Source organism: Histophilus somni, assembly GCF_014202395.1.
Classification (GTDB): Bacteria; Pseudomonadota; Gammaproteobacteria; order Enterobacterales; family Pasteurellaceae; genus Histophilus; species Histophilus somni.
Window position 1 is genome coordinate 93,592 of sequence record NZ_JACHGQ010000002.1, and the last position, 16,432, is coordinate 110,023.

Sequence of the window (16,432 nt, forward strand, 5' to 3'; positions counted from 1 at the left end):
TACACAAATTAAGCATGACAACTTTCACAAGCCGCACTGAACATCCAAATTAATTTCTCATGCTCTTTAATATAATCACTCATTTGCGAAGCGGTACCTTCATCATTGGCATCTGATGCAATCGCAAGGATACTACGTTGTTGTTTTAACAATGTTTTAAACCCTTGTAGGGTACCGTTTAAACAGTCCTGTGCGTTAGTTACATTAATATGCTCTTGAATTTGCGATTGTGTCAAATATTCACTAAACGCATTACTTGGGGTATAACCTAAAGTTAAAATACGTTCTGCAATTTCATCTACTTTCACTACTAAATCATCATAAATCTCTTCAAATTTTGCGTGTAATTCAAAGAAATTTACACCTTTAATATTCCAATGATAGCCACGTACATTCATGTAGAATATTTGATAACTTGCTAATAAATTATTTAATTCTGTTGCTAATTGTTTTGAACTATTGCGATCTAAACCGATAGTTGTTGTCATAAGCTTTCTCCTATTTATGTTTATTGATGTCTTTACTGATTATATGATAAATAATAATTCCTTACTAACAAAATGGATATTATTGATAAAATTCATAGGAAATTTCTATCATTTTTTTATTTTTAATAGTTATTATGAATTTATGATAATTATCAATTGCTTAGCCAATTTTGTATGATTTGCTTACCAAACGCCGAAATATAAGACTCGGGATGAAATTGTACGCCGTAAATGGGCAAGGTTTTATGTTGCATCGCCATGATTACTTCATCATCACAAATCGCAGTAATTTCAAGATCTTCCGGAAAGTTTTCAGGACTTACAGCCCAAGAATGATAAAGTCCAATTTGAAATGTTAAGGGTAAGTTTCTAAATAGTCTCGAATTAGACCGCACTTTTAGCTGTTTAGCTTGTCCATGACGTACATTCTGCAAATTATACAATTTTCCGCCGAAAAATTCACATAAAGTTTGATGTCCTAAGCAAACACCCAAAATAGATTTAGATTGATGATATTTTTCCAGTAAATCAAAAAGTTGGGGATATGCATGAGGAACATCAGGTCCCGGAGAAATTAACAGGTGAGAAAAATTTTCTATTTCCACCAAAGATAAATCCTCTACATTCACAACTTTAAAAGGCGTACCTAAACGGCGAATGAGATCCACTAAGTTATAAGTAAAAGAGTCATGATTATTAATGACTAATAAATTTGTGTTCATGTTTCATCTTAAGCTAAAATCAGCAAATTACGTATATTACTAAATTTTTCATCACTATGTCATTGAATAACTCAAGTCAATTTCGTGATTTTGCCCAACAAGCGAATTATTTTGGGCAAAATAAATTACCTTTTTTCTTTTTGATTGATTTTGAACAGCAAAAACCAATTATTTTACCCATTGAACAAGCAGCAAAAGAAAATATCTTTTTTACTATTTTACAACCGCAAGGAATAAAAAGTAATGTAGATTGGCATTTTGAATTTTCCGCAAAAGATTGTCATTTTTCATTTAATCCTATGAAATTTAAAGATTATCAGCAGGGATTTGAGCTGGTTAAGAGCGAGTTACAAAAAGGTAACTCTTATTTGTTAAATCTTACTTATCCGAGCAAAATTGAAACAAATTATAGTTTGATACAGTTATTTCAACAAACAAAAGCAAGTTATAAGTTATTGTTTAAAAATGAATTTATTTGTTTTTCGCCTGAGCCGTTTATTCAAATTTATGAAAATAAAATTTACACCTATCCAATGAAGGGCACGATAAATGCAACGTTAGAAAATGCTGAGCAACAATTACTAAATTCACAAAAAGAGTTGCGTGAACACTATACCATTGTGGATTTAATGCGTAATGATTTAGCTATTGTAGCTAAAAATATTGAAGTTAAACGTTTTCGCTATGTTGAAAAAATTCATACTGAACGAGGTGCAATTTTGCAAACAAGTTCCGAAATTTGTGGTGAGTTAGAGGAAAATTGGCGACATAATATTGGACATATTTTAGCCGCACTATTACCGGCGGGTTCTATTAGCGGTGCACCAAAAGAAAAAACGGTGGAAATTATTCAACAAGCGGAGCAGCAAAAGAGAGGTTACTACACCGGTGTTTTTGGTATTTTTGATGGAGAAACCTTACAAAGTGCGGTCGCTATTCGCTTTATTGAGAAACGGAGCGATGGCTATTATTTTCGTAGCGGAGGTGGCATTACAATTCAAAGTGATATAGAAGATGAATACAACGAGCTGTGTGCTAAAGTATATTTACCCCTCATAAAATAAGCGAATTAAGGACTATTTAGAGCCTAAACAGCGGTTTATCCAATAGTGAGGAAAACTAAGTAGCTAGCTTTTATTTCTTTATCTCAAGATTTAAGTAGAGAAATAATTTTTGATGCAGATATGAATATTTGATAATTATTAACAGAAAATGTGGCAATTTCCTTTATTTGAAACGATCTTAATTGAACAAGGTCAAGCTAAAAATATTTCCTATCATCAGCAACGTTATGAAAAAAGCCTGCTGAAGTTTTATCCCAAAATGAAATTACAACCATTTGATTTAGCAAAAATTATTGCTAAACATACCACACTTTTCACCCACCGAGAAGGCTTAATACGTTGCCGTATTGATTACAACCATCATGATTACGTTCTTCAATGCTTTCCTTATCAACAAAAAGTTTATCGAACTTTTAAACCTGTTTTCTGTGATCATATTGATTACAGTTTGAAATTTTCAGATCGAACATTGTTAAACAACCTCTTAAAACAAAAAGAAGAATGTGATGAAATTATGATTATTCGTCAAGGCAAAGTAACGGATTGCTCTATTGGAAACTTGATTTTTCGCCAAAATAATCAATGGATAACTCCCGATAAACCGTTATTAGAAGGTACACAACGAGCAAAATTACTTGAGCAAAAGAAAATTATTGCAAGAGAAATTTTTTTCGAGGATCTGGCACAATATGAAGAAATTCGCTTGATAAACGCCATGAATGGGCTTTAAGTTTATTTTTAAAAGCGTACAATGGTTAGCGTGAAAATATCGTTGAATTAAGGAGAAAAAATGACAAAAATTATTCACACAAAAAAAGCACCGGCAGCAATTGGCCCCTATGTCCAAGCTGTGGATTTAGGTAATTTAGTTTTAACTTCCGGTCAGATTCCGGTTAACCCTGCAACAGGAGAAATTCCGGCGGATATTACGACACAAGCTCGCCAATCTTTGGAAAATATTAAAGCAATTCTTGCACAGGCAGGATTGACCGTAGCAGATATTGTTAAAACAACTGTTTTTGTTAAAGACTTAAATCAATTTGCAACCGTAAATGCAGAATATGAGCGTTTCTTTGTGGAAAATAATCACCCAACTTTCCCAGCACGTTCTTGTGTTGAAGTAGCTCGCTTACCAAAAGATGTCGGTATTGAAATTGAAGCTATCGCAGTACGTCAATAATTTCTAATCTAACTAAGGAAGAACGAGTATCAGTTTTCCAGCAAATACTCGTTTTTTCATTAAAAATTCTCTTTTTACTCCCCCCTTTTGTTATTTTTGCGATCCTGATCGTAAAAGTGCAGTGATTTTCTCGTAAGTTTTTCGCCTCCATGCAAAATGTCTGTTGTTGAATCAATTCAACAGTTCAATTTTTTAAACTTTGGTTATCATTTACTGTAAGGAAGACAAAATGAAAAAAATAACCTCATTTTTCAAATCATTATTGATGTTAAGTGTTGCTTTGGGGGCTTTTAATGCATTTGCAGAAACACCAACTCAACCACCTAGTTCAGCCCAAGCAACACAACAAGTTGAACCGGTCATTATTAGCGATAAATTGAACATCAATACTGCAACAGCGGAAGAAATTAAACACGCTTTAATAGGAATTGGAAGCAAAAAAGCCGAGGCAATTGTTCAATATCGTGAAAAATTTGGTAAATTTACCGCGGCTGAACAGTTACTTGAAGTCAAGGGGATTGGCAAAGCAACACTAGAAAAAAATAGAGATCGCATCATTTTCTAGACACATGCCAAATAACTTTTGACAATATAAATCAATATCCCCTCAATTTTTAACAATGTTGAGGGGATATTTCTGTAGGAAGCAAAAATATTTTATCATTCAGGGGACTTATCTTAAAACAGCATCTTAAAAAATACCTGCGAAGTGCTTAAAATAGCAAACTGGTTATTCATTGAAAAAGGAACGGTAATGAAACAAAAAATTGTACTAGCAACAGCTAATCCTGGGAAAGTAAAAGAAATGGCAGATGTATTATCTGAATTTGGTTTTGATGTTGTTGCACAAAAAGATTTAGGTATTGACAGTCCGGAAGAAACGGGTTTGACTTTTGTAGAAAATGCACTTCTAAAAGCACGTTATGCAGCAAAAATGTCAGGCTTACCTGCGATTGCTGATGACAGTGGATTGGTTGTTCCTGTACTAAACGGTGCACCAGGATTATATTCCGCTCGCTATGCCGGAGTTGAGGGCAAAGATGCGGAGCAGAAAAATAGAGAGAAGTTATTAGCGGAACTGGCTAATGTGCCCGTTAATGAGCGTCATGCCAAATTTGTGAGTTGTATTGTCATGCTGCAACATGACACGGATCCATCGCCAATTATTGCTGAAGGTGAATGTCATGGAATAATTGCTTTTTCTGAAAGCGGTTCAAATGGCTTTGCTTATGACAGCTTATTTTTCTATCCTGAAACAGGTTGTACTTTTGCTGAACTGGAAACATCGGAGAAAAAGAAAATTTCACATCGAGCCAAAGCTCTCGCAGTATTAAAAGAGCGGTTGAAATAATGACACAATTCTCCCTTGTTAAACTATTTCCCATTCAGCTACCTCCATTAAGTTTATATATACATATCCCTTGGTGTGTACAAAAATGCCCTTATTGTGATTTCAACTCCCATGCACAAAAGGGGCCTATTCCGGAAACTGAATATGTTACCCATTTGCTTAGTGACTTAAAGCAAGATTTGGTACGTTATCATGCCTCAATAGCCGACCGAAAATTGCATTCTATTTTCATTGGAGGCGGAACTCCTAGCCTATTTTCTGTACAAAGTATTGATTATTTATTGAATCAAATTAAACAACTTATTCCTTTTGAGGATAATATTGAAATTACGCTTGAGTCAAATCCTGTAACAGCTGAAAGCGATCGGTTTGTCGGATATGCACAAGCCGGAGTGAATCGAATTTCTATAGGGATTCAAAGTTTTAATAATGAAAAATTACAGAGACTGGGGCGTGCCCATAATGCAGTTGAAGCAAAAAGTGCGGTGCGTTTTGCTCAACATTCCGGATTAAACAGTTTTAACTTGGATTTAATGCACGGATTACCCAATCAATCTTTGGTGCAAGCACTGGACGATTTACAGCAAGCTATTGCTTTAAGACCGCCTCATTTATCTTGGTATCAACTCACAATTGAGCCTAATACAATGTTTGCATATCGTCCGCCGAAATTACCCGATGAAGATGAACTTTGGGATATTTTTGAGCAGGGTCATCAATTGTTATCCAAAGCAGGTTACCAACAATATGAAACCTCTGCTTATGCAAAAGTTGATTTTCAATGTCAACACAATTTGAATTATTGGAGATTTGGTGATTATTTAGCTATTGGGTGTGGAGCACATGGTAAATTGAGTTTTGCTGATGGACAAATTTTACGTTTTTCTAAAACGAAACACCCTAAAGGCTATATGCGTGGTGAATATCTATATGAGGAAAAAAATATCCCTTTTTCAGAACGTCCATTTGAGTTTTTTATGAATCGCTTTCGTTTATTGGAACCTATGGAAAAACAACAATTTGAACTGTTAACCGGATTAGCACAAAGTGCGGTACAAAAACAAATTGATTGGGCGTTAGAGAAGAACTATTTATCAGAAACGAACCGCACTTGGCAAATCACTGAACAAGGAAAACTTTTCCTTAATGAATTATTAACGGAGTTTTTGCCTGATTAGCTTGTGTATTTAAGTGAATAGTTTTAAAGTAGTGAACTTATAAAAACATTTGCTTTGTACGACATAAACATAAAATCATAGAAAAAGGATAAAAAATGGATCAGTTAAGCATGAAAAAAATGGCTGCTCAAGCTGCACTGCAATATGTTAAACCTGATAGCATTATTGGCGTAGGAAGCGGTTCAACTGTCAATTGTTTTATTGAAGTATTAGGTACAATAAAAGAAACAATCAAAGGTGCTGTCGCAGCTTCAAAAGCGTCAGAAGAATTATTACTCCGACAAGGTATCGAGGTATTCAGTGCAAATGATGTATCCGGTTTAGATATTTATGTCGATGGTGCAGATGAAATTAATCCGCAAAAAATGATGATTAAAGGTGGCGGAGCAGCATTGACACGTGAAAAAATTGTAGCCGCATTGGCAAAAAAATTCATATGTATAGTAGACAGTTCTAAACAAGTGGATGTATTAGGCTCAACGTTCGCTTTGCCGATAGAGGTGATTCCAATGGCTCGCTCTCAAGTTGCACGCAAATTAGTGGCGTTGGGCGGTTCACCTGAATATCGTGAAAATGTGCTTACAGATAATGGTAATGTTATTTTAGATGTATATAACTTTAAAATTATGAATCCGATAGAAATGGAAAAAGAATTGAATAATGTGGCCGGCGTGGTAACAAATGGGATTTTTGCTTTACGTTCTGCAGATATTGTTATTGTAGGTACGCCGGAGGGTACAAAAATTATTGAATAATTATTTAAATATACGGAGAGGCAATATGACAACAAAAGTATCACTAGATAAATCAAAAATTAAGTTTTTGCTTTTGGAGGGAATACACCAAAATGCATTAGAGGTGTTAAAAGCAGCAGGATATACCAATATCGAATATCATCGGAAGGCTTTAGAACCTGAAGAATTAAAAATTGCTATCAAAGATGCACATTTTATCGGTATCCGTTCTCGAACGTCTTTAACGGAGGATATATTAGCAGAAGCAACAAAATTAATTGCAATTGGTTGTTTTTGTATCGGCACAAATCAAGTGGATTTAGAGGCGGCAAAAGCACGTGGTATTCCTGTTTTCAATGCACCGTTTGCCAATACCAGATCTGTGGCTGAATTGGTGCTTGGTGAGATCTTATTATTAATGCGTAATATCCCGCAAGCCAATGCCGATGTGCATCGAGGTTTATGGAATAAATCCATGGTGGGATCTTATGAGGTTCGTGGAAAACGCTTGGGTATTATTGGTTATGGTCATATTGGATCTCAACTAAGTATTATTGCAGAAGCGTTAGGCATGAATGTGTATTTCTATGATATAGAAACAAAATTACCTTTAGGTAATGCACAACAAATGAATAGCTTAGAAGAACTTTTGAGTACCTGTGATGTGGTTTCATTACATTTGCCGGAAAATTCCTCAACAAAAAATTTAATGAATGCAGAACGCATTGCACAATTAAAGGCGAACTGTATTTTTATCAATGCTGCCCGTGGCACAGTGGTTGATATTGACGCTTTAACTCAGGCGTTAGAAAGCAAAAAAATTCGTGGTGCCGCAATTGATGTATTCCCGAAAGAACCTGCCTCGATTGAAGAGGAGTTTATCTCGCCATTGCGTGCTTTTGATAATGTTATCCTAACACCACACATTGGTGGCTCAACTGTTGAAGCACAAGAAAATATTGGAATTGAAGTCGCAAATAAATTTGTCAAATATTCCGATAATGGTTCAACACTATCGGCAGTAAATTTCCCAGAAGTATCTCTACCGGAACATAGTAATGCAAAACGCTTATTACATATTCACCATAACCGTCCGGGGATTTTAAATAAAATCAATCAAATATTTGTGGAGCAAAATATCAATATTGCAGCTGAATATTTACAAACCGAGGCAAAAATTGGTTATGTGGTAATCGATGTTGAAACAGAAGATACCGCTCAATTATTGGCTAAACTTAAGCAAATTGAAGGCACTATTCGTGCGAGGGTATTATTTTAATTTGATGCTAACAACAAGGGGGCTGACATCAGCCCTTTTTGAGTTTTAGTGCTTATGCAATCCTGTTTTGCCATAAAAATGATATATCTATCGCAATTAATCAGCCATAAGATAGGATGTGAAAATATATTCACCATTACTTCACTTTATTCGCAAAATCATTCCTAAGCTAATCAACACACCCAAACTGACACTCAAGCCAAAACTTGCTACCGCCGGAGTGGAACTTAACCCTAATAAAGCAAATGAAATAAGCGTGGTAAGTGCTGCAAGGCTAATCGTAAAACGTTTTATTGATAACGGCTCTTTCGCTGTTTGCATATAGGCAATGTAATCAATACCAATGACCGACACCAATAATAACCCAAACATAGCAAACAAACTGATGGTGATATTTAACCAACCTAAAATTGCGACTGTACACACAACTGAAATAAGCGGGATACTGAGCATTTTCAACGTTTGCGATATGCCAAACATTCGCCACAACAATAAAGCTGCCAAGCCAAATGAGAGCAATTTTAACCAAGCCGCTTGGTTGCGGGTTTGCTCAAACAACTGATTGAGATGGGCAGGTTTATCCTGCCAGTAAATATCCCGATTATTAACAATTTGCTCAAGAATTTTTGGGTTATTCAATCCTGATACTTTAATAATACTTGCTACTTTTCCTCGATCAAGCTCACCTAAATATAGATTTTTCCAAACTTTTCCCAATTCTGTATTTAAGGCCTGTTCTAAGCTAACAAGAGGCTGTTTTTCCAATTTTTTTAGCGAATGACGAATCATGTCCTTTGGAATACCAATTTCATCAAAAACGCTATAGCTTTCAGCAGGAATATTTTTTAGCTGTTGAATAAACTCCGCTTGTTGCTTTTTTGACATAATCCATTGGCTTAATGACTGAAATTTTATCAGATTATTTTCTTGTGCGAACCGTTGTAATTTCTCGGTTAGAATTCGGTCTTTTTGCAATAATTGCTCATTATTTTCAGCAGTAATTAATAAGTATTGATTGCTTAGATCAATGCCGGTAATTTGACGAATTTTTTGTGCCTGCTCAATCAATTCCATCGGCATAGCAACCCATTGACGAATATCATCTTGCCAATAGCTTTTCTGCAACCCTACTACAATGAAACCCGTGCTAACCACAAATAAAATCTTATTTAATAATGAATTAATCTTAACGTGGAAATTTATTTGCAAAATTCGGCGTAAAAACAACGACTTACCTGACTGGTAATGTCGGAAAAATAGAGGCAAATACAAGAAGGTCGTTAAGACAGCAAAAATCAACGCCATACCGGAAAAAAGTGCGGTCTGTTTTAGGATAGGTAAAGCAGTAAATCCCAGTAAAGCATAACCCAGCAAGGTCACCAATAAGCTGACAAAAAAAGTAAGGCGAAGTTTTGCCATCGCTTTATTGGCATTCCATTGACGCAAAAAGAGAGATGATGTCAGCCAATGCAATGGAAAATCAATCAGAACCCCCACTAAACTCGTGCCAATCACGAGCGTTAAAATATGAATCTGCCCAAAGCAACTAATAGTAGCAGTAATACCTGCAACCATACCTACAGAAATCGGTAAAAATAACCATAATATGCGTAAGCTACGGAAAACCAGCAACAGTAAAAGCAAGGTTAGGCTGATACCTAACCCGCCCATGATCGTGCTTTCATATTTAGCTTGTTGTTGTGAATAATCCGCAAAAATCACCGCACCTGTACTTAACCATTGACCTTGTTGTTCTTGAATAAATTGTGCATTTTGCTTAAGAAGTGCGGTTAAATTTTGCTGAGGTTTGATCAAATCTGAATCAACAATTTTGCCTGTTAATAAAACCCATGTCTTACCTTGTTGAACAGCATAGAGCATACCTGTTTCTGCATGCCACTGAATTTGGCTTTGCTGTTGAGATTGCGACAATACAAAACGCCCAAAACCAAGCCAGTCTTGTTCCAATGGCAGTAAATTTTGATGACCGAACGGGTTAATGATTTGCTCTGCATATTGCTGAAAATAACGTTCGGGCTGTTGAATAATCTGATTTCGTGTTGAAATAGGCAGTGTGGCTAATTTTAATAACTCAATCTGCTGTTGAAGTTCAGTTAAATTCGGTTGATTTTTTACAGATAACGTTTGAAATAAACCACTTTGTTGCCATTGTTCTGCAACTTTTTCCGCCAATGTAAAAGCAGCTTCTGATTGTGAATGTCCAACCAATGCAATAACTTGCTGATTAAATTGCTGTTCTTGATGTTTATCTGCCTCTAATTGAATTTTTGTATAGTGTTGACTGTCCGGCAAAAGTGTATGTAGATCCGTTTGTAACCATTTACCTGTTTGTAAATGATACATAAAAATCGCCACCACAAGACATAAAACCCCTGCAAAAATTAAGCGGTAAACGGTCAATAATTTGCGCATGCAAATTCCTATTGGAAGACAGATTGAATAAAGGGTGATAATGGAAGGTTAATCTGCTGATTATTAAACAAAATCAAGGTACGATCTCCCTGTTTTTCATGCAATTCAATACGTTGCACAGCTACATTTCCCTGAATAATAATTTGATTAAAAATTTGTTTCATCAGCAAACTGCTGGGCATGAGCTGAAGTTGCCAATTATGTTCATCTCCTGAAAGCACTACGTCAAATTGTGTCGCAAGTGCTTGAATATCGCCGGACAATAAGCCTAAGAATAGTTTAATTTGCTCACCCTGACCTAAACGAGAATGGTTTTCCCATGCTGTTCCATTCCATTGACTAATGCCTTTTGCCGTCACTTTCAATTGATGTGTAAACGGTTTTTCCGTTTCCCAAACCAACCCTTTATTTTTTATTAAAATAAATTTTCCTGAAGTGGTAATGGGTTTGGTTAAGGCTTTTAAATAACGTTGTTGACTAAATTCACCTTGCGTATTCTGTGGCTTTTGTAACAAATGTACTAAATCATCCTGAGAAAAAGCCCAAAGATTTTTGCAACATAATAATATTAACAAGACAAAAAGATATTTTTTCATTAACTCTCTCTCACTCAGCAATAAACCCATGATAGCTTTCTATCGTATCACGCCAAGATTGTGGCGTTTGTAATTGCATTTCACCGGTTGAAATATCAACGGCAACTTGGGTGGTACTACCCTTTGTCAGTTTTTGTTTGGTGGCTAAATCAGTAATGGTGTAATCAATACGGATACAGCTTTCGTATTCTACAACAGCTAAATGCACCCGAATTTTTTGGCGAAATACGGCAGGTTTTACATATTTCAAATGAAGTTGAACAATTGGCCAGCCGTAACCTTTTTCTCGCATCACATCGTAGGTATAGTGAATTTCTTCTAAAAATGCACAGCGAGCCATCTCTAAGTATTTGACATAATGCCCATGCCACATAATAAACATGGAATCTACATCAAAAAATGGAATTTCATAGTCGGAAAAATGTTCAGCGTAAATGTGTTTTTTGAGTTTCATTTTAAGCAAAAGAGCGGTTTAATTTTGCTCATTTTTTCAAGAAATTAAACCGCTTGTTTATCCTAGATTATTAATAGCTTTACTTAACAAAATCGCCTTTTAATGCTACACCAGCAATACTTCTACCTGCATGGCACTCATATTTAGTGGTACTGCTATATTCTTTTTTCTTGTAATAACTCACGAGGTTACCCACTTTAGTTGCCCCTTTAGCTACCGCTTGATCTTGGAAACGTTTCACTGCAGATAAGAATACCCATTGGCACGCTTCTTTATCTGTTTTATTCACCGCATTCGTTTTCGGGTTGGTAACCGCCCCTTTTTGAATCACTTGACCCGGTGCAGGTTTACCAAAATAAAGCTTGATTTTAGGATTCAGTATTTTTTTAGCCTCAGGAGAACTTAAGGCTTCCTGAATAGATAAATAATGGGTTGTATCACGAGGTGCACAAGCAACAATCACAACCGCAGAAAAAGTTAAAGCTAATATTTTGATCAGTTTCATAAAATCTCCTTGAGAAAAGTAAGTTAATCTTTGCGATGCCAAAAATCATAGAAATTAAACCACAAAAATGGTGATTTTGCACATTCTTTTGCCAGTAAATCCGCATATTTTTGCATGACATTTCTTATATTCTGTTCACGCACTTTTCCTCGACCTTGAATACTTTCACTAAAACGGCGAAGCTGCAAACGGTAACGCCCCTGTTCTTTGATGCAAAAGATGGTATTAAGCGGCACTTTCAATAAACTTGCCAGCAACCAAGCACCTTGAGGAAACTCGGCTGGAGAACCCAAAAAATTGACCGGCTCCGTTTTATCGCCACGTACGGGAATGCGGTCGGCGGCAATCGCAATCCATTCGCCACGATCAATTTTTTCAGCAAGTTCCAGCATTTTTTGTACATTGAGGTCTTCCACTTGAATCAGCGGTAATTCATCAGCACCTGCATCACCCAATGTTTTATTAAATGCTGCAGCATGTCGATTATGTACCAGTACATTCAGTTTAAAATTTTCGTGCTGTCCGCTACCGAACAAAGCCCGACAGATCTCAATATTACCAAAATGAGAACAAACTAAAATTTGTCCTCGGCCATTGCCGCTGATATCTGCATAAAGATTATCCGCATCATCAACGATAAGATGTTCATAACGAATTTTTTTTTGCCATACGGCGAAACGATCAGTAATGGCTTCGCCAAAAGCGAGAAATTGTCTAAATACCGCATATTTAGGTAACTTAGTTTCAGGAAAAAGAGCGGTCAGTTTTTGCTGATATTCTGCAATGTAGCACCGTTTTTGCCGAGAAGTGAGATAAAAATATAACACCACCCAAAAATTCACTACTCGAATTATGGGCAATGGCAAATACTTCACAATTAAACGAGTTAAGGTTAGAAAAAAGGCAGTACCACGCTCTTGTTGTTTTGCCCAATGTTTATTCATCGAATTTTTCCTGTAAAGAGTCGTTTGAGCATACGGAAGAAAAGGCGTGCGTGCATTTTGCTGATCAGCCAGTTATCCGCCCAACCACGAAAATGAGAGATGCCATCTTTTTCATATTTTACTGGGGTATCAACCCAAATAAGCGGAATTTTCTGCCAATAACTATGGATTAAAATTTCTGTGTCAAAATCCATACCACCACCAATTTGCTCTTGTGCAAGAATGGGCATAATTTGAGCAATAGGATAAATTCGAAAACCACACATCCCGTCTTTAATATCAAAGGATAACGTATTGATTGCATTCCAAAAATCGGTGATTTTTCGCCCATATAAGCGAGATTTTGGAGCATCTTTGCCATAAATCGGTTTACCACATACTATTGCACTCGGCGATTTTTCCGCTTGTTCGAGCATTTTCTTGACATCAATTATATTATGCTGCCCATCTGCATCTACTTGAATAGCGTGGCTAAATCCAAGTTTTTGTGCCTGTTTTAAGCCTGCTTTAACAGCTGCCCCTTTGCCGCCATTGATTTCACAAAATAAAATCGAAAACCGTTCATTTTGCGGCAATTGCTCAAGCACGGCTTTATGTTCAAGACTTGAGCCATCATCAACGATCAATACAGGTAGCCCTAATTGATTAAGCTGTTCAGCGACGCTACCCACCGTTGCAGAATGGTTATAATGGGGAATGATCGCAATGGGATTAAACGCTGTCATACAAATACCTCATACTCAAGTGCGGTACAAATTTTTTCAAAATCTAAACGGCTGATTTTCGATTGGTTATTGCGAGGTAATTTGTCCGTAAATCGCCAATACCGAGGCAAAGCAAATTTTTCTTGGGTCAGGCGTAAATGTTGGCGAAATTGTGAAATAACTGCCTTACGTCCTTGTTGTTTAAAATAGGCAATACCTTCTTTATTTAAAGCAACCCAAGCTAGTGGTCGCTGATGTAGGCAATGTAGTGCAATATAGCAATCTTGTACAAAACAATGCTTGAGCAAATCTTGTTCCATTTTCACCAATGACAAACGCTTATCACCCAATTTGATAATGCGGTCAATTCTTCCCAGTAATTCAAACCCATGCTCACTAAATTGCACCGCATCTGCCGTTTGCTCTCGTCCGACAATCCATGCATTTTCAACCCACAACGCCTCTTCATCATTTAATCCCAACCGAGTGTTCGGCATAGCTTGCCAAAGCCCGCCGGTTTGCTGACGAAAAGCAATCGCACCGGTTTCGGTACTACCGTAAATTTCAATAACGGGGCAAGGCAATTCCTCTCGCAAAGCAAGGGCGGTTTGTTCGGGTAACGCCCCGCCGGATGAAATGATACCTGCAATCTGCACATGCTGGTCCAAACTTGCCAAGTTGAGATGGCTCAATAAGGCAGGGCTACTAATCCAAAGCGTGCGATAATGACGACTTTCTGCCAGTAAATATTCAGGGTAATGTAACTGCTCACCACCTAATTTCCAACCCATTTGTAAAGGCAAAAATATACGGAAAGTCAAGCCGTAAAGATGTTGCAAACTGACGCTACCAATGACTGAAATTTGTTCATTGGCGTTAAATGGTAGGACAGAGGCTAAGGCTTTAGCTTCAGCCCACATTTGACGAGTAGTTTTATGAATAATTTTCGCTTGCCCACTACTACCTGAAGTTTTTAGCCAAATTTCGCTTTCACTCTGCTTATCCAAGAGCGGTTGAATTTTTTGAATTTTTTGCGAACACCCAAATTGCTCAACCATTTTTTTATCAAAGAGTAATGCTGAATGTTGTTCCAACCATTCAAGGTTTTCATTGAGTAAATTCGGCGGTAACAACACATTGACTTTTGCATTCAAACAAGCCAATAACACGCAGGCAAATTGATCGGCATTATCTAACCATAACCCCACCGCTTTCACCCGATCTTCCTCAAGCTGTTGGCGTATTTGCTGACAACGCAAAGCAAAATCCGCATACCCTTGATTATGTTGCTTATCCATTTTTGATTACCTCTTGTCGAACCAACCGCTCGATGCACATCAATAACCCCATTAGTACATAGGAAACTCCGCCTGAGTACCATGCCCACCAGTGATATTGTCCAGCGAGGATAAGTGCGGTGCAAATGGTAATATTTAGCACAAAAAATCCACTCCAGACTAGGGTAACTTTTCGGGTGTAACTAACGGCTTGAGGAGAAAGGTTGCAATCTTGTAGGCGAGCGAAACGCTCAATAAGCGATTGTGAGCTAAATAAGCTACCACCAAATAAAATAAGCATTGCCGTACTGATGATGACAGGATACCAATACATTGTTTCCAAACTACGAGTAAGCCAAACGATGCCAAGCAATATCGCCATTAGGATTGCCAAAAACCGATGAAAACTGACCGCTTTTATCGCTTTGATTGCCCATAATAACGCCATTATTGCTACTAAATACGAAAGCCCTTGGTGTTTTTCATCAAAAAACCACGCCAGCGGATAACCAATGCCGGTAAGCAGTAACCCCAAGTTAATCAATAAATTGAATAATTTAACCATTTTTGAAAATCACGAAACCACTGGCACACATTTCGCCCTCAGTTTTGAGCTGAAAACCTATTCGATTTTTGTTTTCTTCCCATTTTAATATGAGCTCAAATTCATCGTTTGGGCGAAGAAATTTTTGGAATTTCAAATTATCAATGCGATTCATCTGCATTTCTTTGCCAAAGTAAGCATCTATTTTCTCTTTCACCCATTGCAACTCAACCACGCCCGGCACAAGAGGAAAATTAGCAAAATGCCCTTTGAAATAGCACAGATCCGGCGGCACTTTCGCTCGGAAAATTTGGACATTTTCCTCTTGTGTTTCACTTAACCAAATAGGATTCTGCACAGGCTCACTTTGCATGCGTCGCTGCTCTATACTCACCAAACTATCCCCCCTCAAGGTCTTGACCCCAAAGGCTGTTTTATCAACCTCAACAACTTGACTATGCGTTTTCGCTGATTTTTTGAACCGCAGCAATAACATCACTGACGGTACGCACATTGCGGAAATCTTCCGCCTTTAATTTATAACCGGTTTGGCGTTTGATATAGTCAATTAAATCAATTGCATCAATGCTGTCAATTTCTAAATCTTGGTATAAATTTGTTTCAGGCTTAATTTTGTCCGCATCAATTTCAAATAATGAAACTAAGGCTTCCGTCAACACCTTTTGAATTTCCTGTTCTGTCATTTCACTTCCTTTCCTCTACTGTTTCTGACTTTGAATAAAACTTGCTAAAGTCGCCACACTTTCAAAATGATTACGCAAGTTTTGTTGTTCGCTATCCAATTGTAAACCAAACGTTTTTTGGACTGCCAATCCCAGCTCTAACGCATCCACCGAATCCAGTCCCAACCCCTCATCACCAAATAATGGTGCATCAGTGTCAATATCCTCAACACCAATATCCTCAAGTGCAAGGCTGTCAATAATTAATTGTTTAAGTTGTAATTCAAGTTCCATTA

Annotated in this window: 21 protein-coding genes; 8 read left to right on the forward strand and 13 right to left on the reverse strand. The window is 37.0% G+C overall.

The features are described 5' to 3' along the window. Positions 1-8: 8 nt before the first annotated feature. Together HNR69_RS01635 and HNR69_RS01640 are read right to left on the reverse strand one after the other, a co-directional pair. Positions 9-488, reverse strand: coding sequence for a Dps family protein (locus HNR69_RS01635; protein ID WP_011608283.1), 480 nt, complete (start codon positions 486-488; stop codon positions 9-11). A gap of 152 nt (positions 489-640) precedes the next feature. Next, a complete protein-coding gene (locus tag HNR69_RS01640; protein WP_075293539.1) occupies positions 641-1,210 on the reverse strand; it encodes an anthranilate synthase component II in 570 nt (189 codons plus the stop codon). A 56-nt stretch (positions 1,211-1,266) separates the two neighbouring features. On the opposite strand from HNR69_RS01640, the gene HNR69_RS01645 reads away from it, so the two are divergent. From HNR69_RS01645 to serA, 8 genes are all read left to right on the forward strand, one after another. Next, positions 1,267-2,274 carry an aminodeoxychorismate synthase component I gene (locus tag HNR69_RS01645; RefSeq protein WP_075293540.1) on the forward strand — a complete coding sequence of 336 codons (1,008 nt, stop codon included), beginning with the start codon at positions 1,267-1,269 and terminating at the stop codon, positions 2,272-2,274. A gap of 148 nt (positions 2,275-2,422) precedes the next feature. After that, positions 2,423-3,004: an aminotransferase class IV family protein gene (locus HNR69_RS01650; protein ID WP_075293541.1), complete on the forward strand. Its 582-nt coding sequence runs from the start codon at positions 2,423-2,425 to the stop codon at positions 3,002-3,004. A gap of 60 nt (positions 3,005-3,064) precedes the next feature. Then, positions 3,065-3,454, forward strand: coding sequence for a RidA family protein (locus HNR69_RS01655; RefSeq protein WP_075293542.1), 390 nt, complete (start codon positions 3,065-3,067; stop codon positions 3,452-3,454). A 229-nt stretch (positions 3,455-3,683) separates the two neighbouring features. Continuing rightward, positions 3,684-4,019 carry a ComEA family DNA-binding protein gene (locus tag HNR69_RS01660; RefSeq protein ID WP_012341067.1) on the forward strand — a complete coding sequence of 112 codons (336 nt, stop codon included), beginning with the start codon at positions 3,684-3,686 and terminating at the stop codon, positions 4,017-4,019. A 189-nt stretch (positions 4,020-4,208) separates the two neighbouring features. After that, positions 4,209-4,805, forward strand: a complete 597-nt coding sequence (gene rdgB, locus HNR69_RS01665; protein WP_075293543.1) for an RdgB/HAM1 family non-canonical purine NTP pyrophosphatase — start codon at positions 4,209-4,211, stop codon at positions 4,803-4,805. Then, a complete protein-coding gene (gene hemW, locus HNR69_RS01670) occupies positions 4,805-5,983 on the forward strand; it encodes a radical SAM family heme chaperone HemW (RefSeq protein ID WP_075293544.1) in 1,179 nt (392 codons plus the stop codon). The genes rdgB and hemW overlap by 1 nt, the downstream gene beginning before the upstream one ends. 95 nt (positions 5,984-6,078) lie before the next feature. After that, positions 6,079-6,738, forward strand: coding sequence for a ribose-5-phosphate isomerase RpiA (gene rpiA, locus HNR69_RS01675; RefSeq protein ID WP_075293545.1), 660 nt, complete (start codon positions 6,079-6,081; stop codon positions 6,736-6,738). 25 nt (positions 6,739-6,763) lie between these two features. Then, entirely contained in the window at positions 6,764-7,996 is a 1,233-nt protein-coding gene (gene serA / locus HNR69_RS01680; RefSeq protein ID WP_075293546.1) for a phosphoglycerate dehydrogenase, read from the forward strand. A gap of 141 nt (positions 7,997-8,137) precedes the next feature. On the opposite strand, the gene HNR69_RS01685 is transcribed toward serA, so the two are convergent. The 11 genes from HNR69_RS01685 to HNR69_RS01735 all read right to left on the reverse strand — a co-directional run bounded on the left by HNR69_RS01685 (position 8,138) and on the right by HNR69_RS01735 (position 16,430). After that, the gene (locus HNR69_RS01685; RefSeq protein ID WP_075293547.1) at positions 8,138-10,429 is read right to left on the reverse strand and encodes an MMPL family transporter; all 2,292 of its coding nucleotides are present in this window, start codon (positions 10,427-10,429) and stop codon (positions 8,138-8,140) included. Positions 10,430-10,437: 8 nt separating this feature from the next. Next, the gene (locus tag HNR69_RS01690) at positions 10,438-11,025 is read right to left on the reverse strand and encodes a LolA family protein (protein WP_075293597.1); all 588 of its coding nucleotides are present in this window, start codon (positions 11,023-11,025) and stop codon (positions 10,438-10,440) included. A gap of 10 nt (positions 11,026-11,035) precedes the next feature. Further along, positions 11,036-11,479: an acyl-CoA thioesterase gene (locus HNR69_RS01695; protein WP_075293548.1), complete on the reverse strand. Its 444-nt coding sequence runs from the start codon at positions 11,477-11,479 to the stop codon at positions 11,036-11,038. 79 nt (positions 11,480-11,558) lie between these two features. Continuing rightward, complete coding sequence (locus tag HNR69_RS01700) at positions 11,559-11,984, reverse strand: excinuclease ABC subunit A (protein WP_075293549.1); 426 nt, start codon at positions 11,982-11,984, stop codon at positions 11,559-11,561. Between the two features lie 23 nt (positions 11,985-12,007). Continuing rightward, positions 12,008-12,928, reverse strand: coding sequence for a lysophospholipid acyltransferase family protein (locus HNR69_RS01705; protein WP_075293550.1), 921 nt, complete (start codon positions 12,926-12,928; stop codon positions 12,008-12,010). Next, the gene (locus HNR69_RS01710) at positions 12,925-13,653 is read right to left on the reverse strand and encodes a glycosyltransferase family 2 protein (protein WP_075293551.1); all 729 of its coding nucleotides are present in this window, start codon (positions 13,651-13,653) and stop codon (positions 12,925-12,927) included. The genes HNR69_RS01705 and HNR69_RS01710 overlap by 4 nt, the downstream gene beginning before the upstream one ends. Beyond that, on the reverse strand, positions 13,650-14,930 hold the full coding sequence (locus HNR69_RS01715) for an AMP-binding protein (RefSeq protein ID WP_075293552.1): 1,281 nt from the start codon (positions 14,928-14,930) through the stop codon (positions 13,650-13,652). Before HNR69_RS01715 ends, HNR69_RS01710 begins: the two co-directional genes overlap by 4 nt. Next, complete coding sequence (locus HNR69_RS01720) at positions 14,923-15,474, reverse strand: COG4648 family protein (RefSeq protein ID WP_075293553.1); 552 nt, start codon at positions 15,472-15,474, stop codon at positions 14,923-14,925. The genes HNR69_RS01715 and HNR69_RS01720 overlap by 8 nt, the downstream gene beginning before the upstream one ends. Next, a complete protein-coding gene (locus HNR69_RS01725) occupies positions 15,467-15,826 on the reverse strand; it encodes an ApeI family dehydratase (RefSeq protein WP_075293554.1) in 360 nt (119 codons plus the stop codon). The genes HNR69_RS01720 and HNR69_RS01725 overlap by 8 nt, the downstream gene beginning before the upstream one ends. Before the next feature lie 82 nt (positions 15,827-15,908). Further along, positions 15,909-16,157 (reverse strand): acyl carrier protein, encoded by a 249-nt coding sequence (locus HNR69_RS01730; RefSeq protein WP_011608264.1) that lies wholly within the window; start codon positions 16,155-16,157, stop codon positions 15,909-15,911. Between the two features lie 15 nt (positions 16,158-16,172). Then, positions 16,173-16,430 (reverse strand): phosphopantetheine-binding protein, encoded by a 258-nt coding sequence (locus HNR69_RS01735; RefSeq protein WP_011608263.1) that lies wholly within the window; start codon positions 16,428-16,430, stop codon positions 16,173-16,175. Positions 16,431-16,432 lie beyond the last annotated feature (2 nt).